Here is a 10,348-nt window from a genome sequence, read left to right on the forward strand (position 1 = left end):
TCCTATCCAGCCAGGCTGGTCCCGGAAGAAGTTGTCCGCTTAGAGGAAGATATCCGGCATCAGCTTCTCCTCCGGGGCACCCAGGCTGTAGGGCCTGAAGTCCGAAACACCCGCAGCCCGCAGCACCTGTTCGTCCGTGTAGAAGTTGCCTGTCTTACTTGCCGAACCGCCCGAGTCTGCGGTCCGGATTGACCCGGTCAGGACAGCGTGGGCCGCATCGGCCATGATTTCCGGGCCCCGGGCGGCCTGGACGATCTGTGCCCCTCCGGGCATATTTCGGATGGCAGCAGTGTCGATCAGCGTGCAGGGCCACAGCGAGTTCACCGACACGCCGTCGTTCTTGAGTTCTTCGGCCAGGCCCAGCGTGGTGAGGCTCATGCCGTACTTGGCCATGGTGTAGGCCAAATGCATGCCGGCCCACTTCGGGTCAAGGTTCAGCGGCGGGGAAAGAGTCAGGATGTGCGCGTTGTTCGAGTTCCGCAGGGCCGGAAGCGCGAGCTTGGACAGCAGGAAGGTGCCGCGGACGTTGATGTCCTGCATGAGGTCATAGCGTTTCATGTCAATTGCGTCGGTGCGGGAGAGATCTATCGCCGAGGCGTTGTTGATTACGACGTCGATTCCGCCAAAGCGTTCGACGGCGGCGGCAACCGCGGCGGCGACGTCGCCGTCGTTGCGGACATCTCCCACAAGCGGCAGCGCCTGGCCACCGGCTGCTTCCAGCTGCTCGGCAGCTGTGAAGACCGTTCCTTCCAGCTTGGGGTGGGGTTCTCCGGTCTTGGCCATGATGACGATGTTGGCGCCGTCGCGGGCCGCGCGGGTGGCGATTGCCAGGCCGATGCCGCGGCTGCCGCCGGACATGAGGATCGTACGGCCCTTCAGTGATCCACGCGCCTGGTAGGGAAGGGCAGGGCTTGCAGAAGCGTCGTTGCTTGAGGTCATGAGGACACTGTAGCCCAACCATGTTACTGACGAGTAACATTATTCAATGCCCGACTTGAAGTCGGAAAATTGTAGGGTTTCTACAGCGGTCTGCGGCTTTTGCGTCATTAGACTAGCCAACAGGGCCCGCACTTTGTACGGATGCTACTTAAGAGCGCATGCCTAACGAAGCAGTGCCAGCATAAATCAGCTACAGAGCCGGAGACATTGATGAGCCACGATCTGACAACGACAGCGGGAAAGATTGCCGACTTCCGCGACCGCCAGGCCCGTGCAGAACAACCTTCCGGCCCCGAAGCGATCGAGAAGCAGCATGCCCGCGGCAAGAACACCGCCCGCGAGCGCATCGACATGCTCCTCGACGAAGACTCCTTCGTGGAGTTCGACGCCTTGGCCGTCCACCGCTCCACCGCGTTCGGCATGGAGAAGAAGAAGCCCCTCGGCGACGGCGTCGTCTCAGGCTACGGCACCGTTGACGGCCGCCTCGTGGCCGTCTACAGCCAGGAATTCAGCGTCTACGGCGGCTCCTTGAGCCAGGTCAACGGCGAGAAGATCGTCAAGGTCCAGGAATTCGCCCTCCGCAACGGCTGCCCGATGGTGGGCATCAACGACGGCGGCGGCGCGCGCATTCAGGAAGGCGTCGCCTCGCTGGCGATGTTCGCCGACATCTTCCGCAACAACGTCCATTCTTCCGGCGTCGTCCCCCAGATTTCCCTCATCATGGGCCCGTGCGCCGGCGGCGCCGCCTACTCCCCCGCCCTCACCGACTACGTGGTGATGGTGGACAAGACCTCCCACATGTTCATCACCGGCCCCGACGTCATCAAGACCGTCACCGGCGAAGACGTGGACATGGAAACTCTCGGAGGCGCGCGCCAGCACAACGCCACCACCGGCACTGCAACGTACCTCGCCAGCGACGAAGCCGACGCGATCGAGTTCGTCCGCGAACTCCTGGACTTCCTGCCGTCCAACAACCTGTCCGAGGCCCCCGTCCTGGAGCACGAGCAAGAACTGGAGCTCGACGACGACGACCTCGCCCTGGACACGCTCATCCCGGACTCCGCCAATCAGCCCTACGACATGCGCAAGGTCATCGAGCAGATCGTGGATGACGCCCATTTCCTCGAAATGCAGTCGCTCTACGCCCCCAACGTGATCATCGGCTACGGCCGGGTTGAAGGGCACACGGTCGGGATCGTGGCCAACCAGCCGATGCAGTTCGCCGGCACCCTGGACATCTCCGCTTCGGAAAAGGCCGCCCGCTTTGTCCGCCACTGCGATGCCTTCAACGTTCCCATCATCACTTTGGTGGACGTCCCCGGCTTCCTGCCCGGCAAGGACCAGGAATTCCAGGGCATCATCCGCCGCGGTGCCAAGCTGCTTTACGCCTACGCCGAAGCCACTGTGCCCAAGCTGACGGTCATCACCCGCAAGGCCTATGGCGGAGCGTACATCGTGATGGGTTCCAAGAAGCTTGGGGCCGACCTCAATCTGGCCTGGCCGACGGCCCAGATCGGCGTCATGGGCGCCCAAGGTGCCGTCAACATCCTGTACCGCCGCGACCTTGCCGCCGTCGCCGAGGCGGGCGGCGACGTCGAAGGCAAGCGTGCCGAGATCATCCGCCAGTACGAGGAAGAACTCCTCAACCCCTACCAGGCAGCCGAGCTTGGCTACGTCGACGCAGTCATCGTGCCGTCGGAGACCCGCATCCAGATCATCAAGGGCCTCCGCGCCCTTCGCGACAAGCGCGCCAGCCTGCCCACCAAGAAGCACGGAAACATCCCCCTGTGAGCCTCGAACAGAACGTTCCCAACCTTGCGGACGCGGCGCCGGCCGAGCCCTTGCTTTCGGTAGTCAAGGGAGACCCGACGCCCGAAGAGCTCGCGGCGCTTGCCGCCGTCGTCGCTTCCCTTGGCTCGCCGCAGGAAGCCGAAACGCCCAAACCGAGCACGCGGCACTGGCTGCGCCGGCAGCAACTGCGCATGGACCCCACGCCGGGGCCGGGCGCCTGGAAGCGCAGCCGGGGCTGACTCCCCGCGCTTGGCCTCCGGGAGATCTGCAACAACCCTTTCACAAGAGTGTTGTCCCGGTTAGGCTCGTGGGGTGACTACTCCTAACACAGCTCCGGCACGCCTCCAGACTGCCATCGACGCGGTCGCCGACGCCTACACGGACACCCTCCTTGCCCTCAACCCGAGCCTCGCCACCACCCTCGGCCTGCCCGGACACGAAACCGAGTACCAGGACTTCTCGCCTGCCGGCGCGGAGGCATTCGCCAAGGCGGCACGCAATACGCTGGACGAGCTGGCCGCGCTCGAACCCGCGGACGCCTCCGACGTCGTCACCCTGGACGCGATGCGCGAACGGCTCGGCCTGGCCCTCGAGATCCACGAGTCCGGCTGGGATGCCGCGGACCTGAACAATATCGAGTCCCCCGCCCAAACCATCCGCGCGATCTTCGACCTCATGCCCACCGACACGGCCGAACACTGGGAGCACATCGCCGGCCGCGCGGCCAACGTGGCGGAAGCGATCGACGGGTACATCGCTTCCCTTCGCTCGGCCAGGGATGCAGGGAAAGTCTCCGCGGTCCGCCAAGTCAAGATCGTCATCGAACAGACCAGCAAATACGCGGCCGAGGACGGCTTCTTCGCCAAGCTCGCCGCCGAAGCCACCATCGACGGCCAACCGCTGCCGGCGGAACTGCAGGAAAAGCTCGACGCCGGTGCCGCCGTCGCGCGTTCCGCGTACTTGCGCCTTGCCGCCTTCCTCGAAGCGGAGCTTCTGCCGTATGCACCGGAAAAGGATGCCGTGGGCCGCGAACGCTACGCATTGGCCTCACGCTCCTTCCTCGGAGCAACCGTGGACCTGGAGGAAACGTACGCCTGGGGTGTGCAGGAACTCGACAGGCTCATTGCCGAGCAGGAACGCGTGGCCGAGCAAATCAAGCCCGGTGCGTCCATCGAGGAGGCCAAAGCCATTCTCGACAACGATCCCGAGCGGCAAATCAAGGGCACCGATGCCCTTAAAGCCTGGATGCAGGAACTCTCAGACCGCGCGGTAGCCGAACTGGCCGACGTCCACTTCGACATCCCGGACGTCATGAAGACGCTCGAATGCCGCATCGCCCCCACGGACGAAGGCGGCATCTACTACACGGGTCCCTCCGACGACTTCTCCCGGCCCGGCCGCATGTGGTGGTCCGTCCCCGCCGGCGAAGACACCTTCACCACCTGGGCCGAAACCACTACGGTGTTCCACGAAGGCGTCCCCGGCCACCACCTCCAGGTGGCCACTGCCGTCTACCGCCGCGAACTCCTCAACAACTGGCGACGGAACGTCTGCTGGGTCTCCGGACACGGCGAAGGCTGGGCCCTCTACGCCGAAAAGCTCATGCTGGAGCTCGGCTACCTCAAGGACCCGGGCGACCACATGGGCATGCTGGACATGCAGCGCATGCGTGCCGCCCGCGTGGTGTTCGATATCGGCGTCCACCTCGAGCTGGAAGTTCCAGAACGTTGGGGCAGCGGGACGTGGACCTCGGACAAGGGCTTCGAATTCCTCAAGGCCAACCTTCCCATCAGCGCGGGCCAGCTCCAGTTCGAATTCACCCGGTACCTCGGCTGGCCGGGCCAGGCCCCGTCGTACAAGGTGGGGCAGCGGCTATGGGAAGAAATCCGGGCTGAACTCGAACGCCGCGACGGGTTCGACCTGAAATCTTTCCACACGGATGCGCTGAACATTGGCTCTGTCGGCCTGGATACGCTTCGCCGGGCGCTGCTGGGGTAGTCCGAAGTCTGGCCGCCCTTGGCGACACGCATCCTGGGCGTGCTGCTCCTTCGTCGCTTTGACGCACGCTGCCGGATGCCTGTCGCCAAGGGCTCGGTGCGGAAGGCGCCCGCCGCCAAGCGCATCGTGGCTGTTACATTCCCCACATTCCGTCCGGGAATAACTTCATAAATGGCTGGATTGGCGGCGAATTCGCAGGGTTCTCTGGTAGTTGGGTGAATTTGGGACCGTAACATTTCTCAACGTCGGGTCGCGGTGGTATTGCCGGGGCCTAGTTTGTTCCGGTGAGCAATTCATCCAACACTTTGACTTCCGCCGAAAAGACTCCGTCCCGGCTTCCCACGTGGGCAACGTCCTTCGGCGTCCAGATCATCGCGGCGTTGGTGATCGGCCTGGCCCTAGGCCTCCTGGCCAAAGCCACCGGTAGCACCACGAAGGCTCCCAACGGGCTCGGCGCCACGCTGCAGACCATCGGCTCGAGCTACGTCTCACTGTTGCAGACCGCCGTCGTGCCCTTGATCTTCACCGCAGTGGTGAGTTCGATCGCGAACCTCCGCCAAGTGTCCAATGCGGCGAAATTGGCGTGGAACACCTTGCTCTGGTTCGCCATCACCTCGCTCATCGCCGTGATGATCGGCATCGGACTTGGAGTGCTCCTGCAACCGGGCTCCGGCACCGGCATCACCAAGAAGGCCGAGTACGCCGGAAAGACCGGCGACTGGTGGGCCTTCCTCACCGGCCTCTTCCCCAAGAACTTCCTCGGCATTGGCGCGAGCACGAACGTCACGGATGGCGTCGCCAGCACGTCGATCAGCTTCAACGTGCTGCAGATCCTGGTGATCGCCATCGCCGTCGGCGTCGCCGCCCTCAAGGTCGGCAAGCAGGCCGAGCCGTTCCTCAACCTCAATGCTTCAGCCCTGGCCGTCATCCAGAAGGTCCTCTGGTGGATCATCCGCATCGCCCCGCTGGGCACCATCGGCCTGATCGGCAACGCAGTAGCCGTCTACGGTTGGGACACCATCGGTTCGCTCGGCAAGTTCACGGTGGCCATCTACGCGGGCCTGGTTTTGGTGCTGTTCGTGGTTTACCCCATCTTGGTCAAGTCCCACGGGCTCTCGATCAAGCAGTACTACTCGGGCGTGTGGCCTGCGGTGCAGCTGGCATTTGTCTCGCGGTCCTCGATCGGCACGCTGCCGCTCACGCAGCGCGTCACCGAACGCAACCTCGGCGTTCCGCAGGGTTACGCCTCCTTCGCCGTGCCGCTCGGCGCCACCACCAAGATGGACGGTTGCGCCGCCATCTACCCGGCCGTCGCCGCGATCTTTGTTGCCCAGTTCTTCGGCATCAACCTGGACTTCAGCCAATACCTGCTGATCGTAGTGGTTTCGGTCCTTGGTTCGGCGGCAACGGCAGGCACCACGGGCGCGGTCGTCATGCTCACTCTGACCCTGTCCACCCTGGGACTGCCGCTTGCCGGCGTCGGGCTCCTCCTCGCGATCGACCCCATCCTGGATATGGGCCGCACGGCCGTCAACGTCGCCGGACAGGCGCTGGTTCCGGCCATCGTGGCCAAACGGCAGGGAATCCTGGACGAATCGCTCTACAACGCGCCACGCAAGGGAACGGCGTTCGCGGCCGAGACTGAGTCTCCGGAGGCGTCCGGGAACACTCGCGAACTCGCTGACGCCAAGGCCTAGCGGCGGCCCAACGGCGCACGGACGAATCCCCGGGGAACACCCTGGGGATTCGTCCTTTTAACCGTGGAAAACGGTGGATTCTGGATAGGCTCTGTCCATGCTGATCGTCACCTCAAACAAGATTCCGGGCCACCGGATCGACGCCGTCTTCGGCGAAGTCATGGGCCTCACCGTCCGCTCCCGGGATCTCGGCTCCCAAATGATTGCCGGCTTCCGCTCCCTCGGCGGCGGCGAGCTGCCCGAAATGACCAAGGCGCTCTATGAAAGCCGCCAGGAAGTCATGGCCCGCATGGTCAACGAGGCACAGCAGCGCGGCGCCAACGCAATCGTCGCCATGCGCTTCGACACGTCCGAGATGGGCGGCAACTGGACCGAGGTGTGCGCCTACGGGACCGCAGTGTTCGCCATCCCCCTGGCCGAAGGCGAGCCCGGCGCAACAGGCCAGTCGATCTACTTGACGAGCACCGCAGCCCGGCAGTCCGCGCAGCCCACCACAGAAGATTCAACCCGATCTTAACTTGCCCTGAGTGCAAAGTTGCACTTAGTGTAAGTAGGTGACGACTTCCGACACCGCTACTGTCCCCTCGCGCCGGGAACAAAACAAACTGGCCACCCGCCAAGCGATCACGGACGCTGCCCTTGCCATGTTGCGCAGCAGGGGCGCCGGCAATTTCACCGTGGAAGATATCGCGGAAGCGGCCGGCGTGTCCCGGCGCACCTTCTTCAATTACTTCCCGAGCCTCGAAGCCGCCCTGGCCTCCGTGACCGAGGGCTTCCTGGACCATGCCCTCGAACAATTCCGCCTGCGCCCATCGGAGGAACCCATCCTCGATTCCGCCCGGGCCGCCCTCACGGCGCTGGCAGACCCCATGACGGTTTCCCCCATGGCCGAACTCTTCAGCCTGACCCACGACAACCGTGCCTTGGTGCGTTCCGAACTCGAAGCCTGGGACCACTGCACCACGCAGATCATCGACGCCGCCCGCCTTCGCCTCGGCCCGGATGTCGATGAGCTCTATTTACGGGCCTTGGCCGGGTCGATTATTTCCTGCGGCAAGGCAGCCATGAGCGTCTGGTTCGAACAACACGGCCCGGATCTTTCCCCGGAATCGCTCGCGAGCCTGCGGCAGCACTTGATCGACGCAATTGGCCTGCTCGGTTCAGGCTTTACGGCACCCGCCCCTCGAAGTCCCGGCGTCGCGCGGCACTCCGCCCGCGATTGACCCACAACACTCGGCATAACCACACCGACAGATCGGTTCCGATATGGCACTCCTGCTCTACCGCCTTGGCAAGTTCTCCTACCGTCACCGCTGGCTGGTGATCTCCCTGTGGCTGGCCGTGCTTGTGGCCGTCGGCGGCTCCGCTGCAGCATTCCACGGCACCATGTCCAACAACTTCCAGATCCCCGGAACCGAGACCCAGCAGATGCTGGACAAGCTCAAGAAGGACCTTCCGGCGTCCTCGGGCGGTTCAGCAGGGATCGTCTTCGAAGCCGGCGACGCCGGATTCACCCAGGCCGGCAAGGACGCCGTTGCGTCGGCCCTCGCCCGGCTGGAGAAACTGCCGGATGTGCAGTCCACGGTCAACCCCTTCACGACCCAAGCCACGTTGGACAAGGCGCCGTCCGATCTTGCTGCCGGGGAACAGAAGGCGGCCGCCGGGCAGGCCGAGTTGGACAAGGCCCGGGCCATCCTTGATGCAGGTGATGCCAAGCTCAAGGGCGCCGAGCAGCAAATGACCGCTGCGGGCATGCCCCCTGCGCAGATCCAGGCCCAGCTCGCCCCGCAGAAGGCCGAACTTCTCGCTGGCCGCCAAAAGCTCGATGCCGGCCAGAAGCAAGCAACTGATGGTGCCGCCGCCCTCGCGCTGGCCAAACGCCAGGTGACAGCTTCCCAAGGAATGCGTTTCGTCTCCGAAGACGGCAAAGCGGCGATCGCCCAGGTCCAGTTCAAGACCTCCATCAACGGCCTGACGCCGGCAGTCCGGCAACAAGTCCAGGACATCGTCCATGGCGTCTCCTCAGCAGGTGTCACGGCCCTGGCCAGCAAGGAAATCACCGAGGACGTCTCGCAGTTGTTCGGCGTCTCCGAAATCATCGGCATCGCTGTGGCGGCCATCGCCCTCATCGTGATGCTGGGAACGCTTGTCGCCGCCGGCTTGCCCCTCCTGATGGCCATCATTGGCGTGGCCGTGGGCGTCGGCGGAACGTTTGCCCTCACCGGCGTCATCGACATGAGCTCCATCTCCCCGATGCTCGCGCTCATGCTGGGCCTCGCCGTCGGAATCGATTACTCGCTCTTCATCGTCAACCGCCACCGCGGGCAACTGCTTGCGGGGATGGACGCGGAAGAATCCGTGGCCCTCGCCACCGGCACCTCAGGCAACGCCGTTCTCTTCGCAGGCCTCACTGTGGTCATCGCGCTTGCCGCATTGGTCGTTCCGGGACTCCCGTTCCTGGCCGTCATGGGCCTGTCGGCCGCCGCGACGGTGGCAGTCGCCGTCGTCGTCTCCCTCACAATGACCCCGGCGGTGCTGTCACTGGTCGGCCGCAAACTGATCTCGAAGCGGGCGTGGGCCAAGGCGGAGCGCCACAACGCGGAGCCGGAGCACGCCTCGGCGGACCGCGCAGAGGACCAACGGCGGAGCAGCCGCGGGTGGGGCGGACTGGTGACCCGGCACCCGGTGGTCTCGCTGCTTGCCGGGGTCGTGCTTCTCGGGGTGCTGGCGCTCCCGGCCTCCCAGCTGCGCCTCGCTTTGCCCGACGGCGGTTCGGAACCGGTCGACTCGCAAGCGTTCAAGGCCTATGACCTCACCCGGAAGAGCTTCGGGGAGGGCATGACCGGTCCCATCGTGGTTGTCGGCACGTTCCCGTCCGGACTCAGCGACGACCAGGCCAAAGCCAAGCAGTTCGACGTGGCCGACAAGCTGCGCAGCGTCGACAACGTCGTGGCAGCCGTTCCGGTAGCCCTCAGCCCGGATCACCGCACGGCCGTTTTCCAGGTCATCCCCAAGGATGGACCCGCGAGCGCCAGCACCGTCCAGGTGGTCTCGGAACTGCGTGCGAAGGGTTCCGAAATCCAGCAGGCCATAGGCGCCACCATTGGATTGACGGGGCAGACAGCCGGCAACATCGATGTCTCCGCAAAGCTCGGTGCAGCGTTGCCGCCATACTTGGCGATCGTCGTCGGGCTCTCGCTGCTCCTCCTGCTGCTGGTGTTCCGCTCGATCGTCGTTCCGTTGCTGGCCACCGGCGGCTTCCTGCTCTCGCTCGCGGCAGCGTTCGGCGCCGTGGTGGCCGTGTACCAGTGGGGCTGGCTGGGTACCGTGTTCGACGTGCCCAATCCCGGAGCCGTGCTGAGCTTCCTGCCGATCATCCTGATTGGCGTGCTGTTTGGCCTCGCCATGGACTACCAGGTGTTCATCACCTCCGGCATGCGCGAATCGTTCATGCACGGGGAGAACGCGAAGCAGGCGGTCCGAACCGGCTTCAGCCATGCCTCAGCTGTGGTCACGGCCGCCGCCATCATCATGGTCAGCGTGTTTGCCGGGTTCATCTTCAGCCACCTGACGATGGTCCGGCCGCTCGGTTTCGCGATGGCCTTCGGCGTGCTCGTGGATGCGTTCGTGGTGCGGATGACCATCGTTCCGGCCGTGATGTACCTGTTGGGCGAAAAGGCCTGGTGGCTGCCGCGCTGGCTGTCCAGGATCCTGCCCGACGTCGACGTCGAGGGCGCTAAATTGCAGCGCACGACGGCGGCAGGCGGGGCCAAGGAGCTGGTGCACTGAGCGTCTGGTCGCCTTAGCGGTCTGAGCGGGCGTGGGGGGGGGGGGCCGGAACCCCCCCCCCCCCCCCACAACCCGCCCATACCCCCCCCCCCCCCGCCCAAAACGCCCCATACACCAACACCCCCCACCCC

General features: G+C 64.7%; 8 protein-coding genes. 7 read left to right on the forward strand and 1 reads right to left on the reverse strand.

Annotation, left to right across the window (positions count from 1 at the left end; all coding sequences use genetic code 11):
- Nucleotides 1–39 precede the first annotated feature (39 nt).
- Complete coding sequence (locus AB0O52_RS01320; protein WP_364532228.1) at nucleotides 40–939, reverse strand: NAD(P)-dependent oxidoreductase; 900 nt, start codon at nucleotides 937–939, stop codon at nucleotides 40–42.
- A 210-nt stretch (nucleotides 940–1,149) separates the two neighbouring features.
- On the opposite strand from AB0O52_RS01320, the gene AB0O52_RS01325 reads away from it, so the two are divergent.
- From AB0O52_RS01325 to AB0O52_RS01355, 7 genes are all read left to right on the forward strand, one after another.
- Nucleotides 1,150–2,733: an acyl-CoA carboxylase subunit beta gene (locus AB0O52_RS01325; protein WP_284980961.1), complete on the forward strand. Its 1,584-nt coding sequence runs from the start codon at nucleotides 1,150–1,152 to the stop codon at nucleotides 2,731–2,733.
- Nucleotides 2,730–2,972, forward strand: a complete 243-nt coding sequence (locus AB0O52_RS01330; protein ID WP_364532231.1) for an acyl-CoA carboxylase epsilon subunit — start codon at nucleotides 2,730–2,732, stop codon at nucleotides 2,970–2,972. The genes AB0O52_RS01325 and AB0O52_RS01330 overlap by 4 nt, the downstream gene beginning before the upstream one ends.
- 73 nt (nucleotides 2,973–3,045) lie before the next feature.
- Nucleotides 3,046–4,731: a DUF885 domain-containing protein gene (locus tag AB0O52_RS01335; protein WP_364532234.1), complete on the forward strand. Its 1,686-nt coding sequence runs from the start codon at nucleotides 3,046–3,048 to the stop codon at nucleotides 4,729–4,731.
- Nucleotides 4,732–5,015: 284 nt separating this feature from the next.
- On the forward strand, nucleotides 5,016–6,428 hold the full coding sequence (locus AB0O52_RS01340; protein ID WP_364532237.1) for a dicarboxylate/amino acid:cation symporter: 1,413 nt from the start codon (nucleotides 5,016–5,018) through the stop codon (nucleotides 6,426–6,428).
- Nucleotides 6,429–6,525: 97 nt separating this feature from the next.
- Nucleotides 6,526–6,945: a YbjQ family protein gene (locus AB0O52_RS01345; protein WP_364532240.1), complete on the forward strand. Its 420-nt coding sequence runs from the start codon at nucleotides 6,526–6,528 to the stop codon at nucleotides 6,943–6,945.
- A 37-nt stretch (nucleotides 6,946–6,982) separates the two neighbouring features.
- A complete protein-coding gene (locus AB0O52_RS01350) occupies nucleotides 6,983–7,651 on the forward strand; it encodes a TetR family transcriptional regulator (RefSeq protein ID WP_364532243.1) in 669 nt (222 codons plus the stop codon).
- Nucleotides 7,652–7,694: 43 nt separating this feature from the next.
- Nucleotides 7,695–10,217, forward strand: a complete 2,523-nt coding sequence (locus AB0O52_RS01355) for an MMPL family transporter (protein WP_364532246.1) — start codon at nucleotides 7,695–7,697, stop codon at nucleotides 10,215–10,217.
- Nucleotides 10,218–10,348: the final 131 nt, after the last annotated feature.

This window comes from Arthrobacter sp. NPDC080073, from assembly GCF_040686575.1.
Lineage (GTDB): Bacteria > Actinomycetota > Actinomycetes > Actinomycetales > Micrococcaceae > Arthrobacter.

Bases quoted from the DNA above. Each gene is read 5' to 3' on its own strand.
- AB0O52_RS01320 (WP_364532228.1), bottom strand. From the start codon at position 939: ATGACCTCAAGCAACGACGCTTCTGCAAGCCCTGCCCTTCCCTACCAG.
- AB0O52_RS01325 (WP_284980961.1), top strand. From the start codon at position 1,150: ATGAGCCACGATCTGACAACGACAGCGGGAAAGATTGCCGACTTCCGC.
- AB0O52_RS01345 (WP_364532240.1), top strand. From the start codon at position 6,526: ATGCTGATCGTCACCTCAAACAAGATTCCGGGCCACCGGATCGACGCC.
- AB0O52_RS01355 (WP_364532246.1), top strand. From the start codon at position 7,695: ATGGCACTCCTGCTCTACCGCCTTGGCAAGTTCTCCTACCGTCACCGC.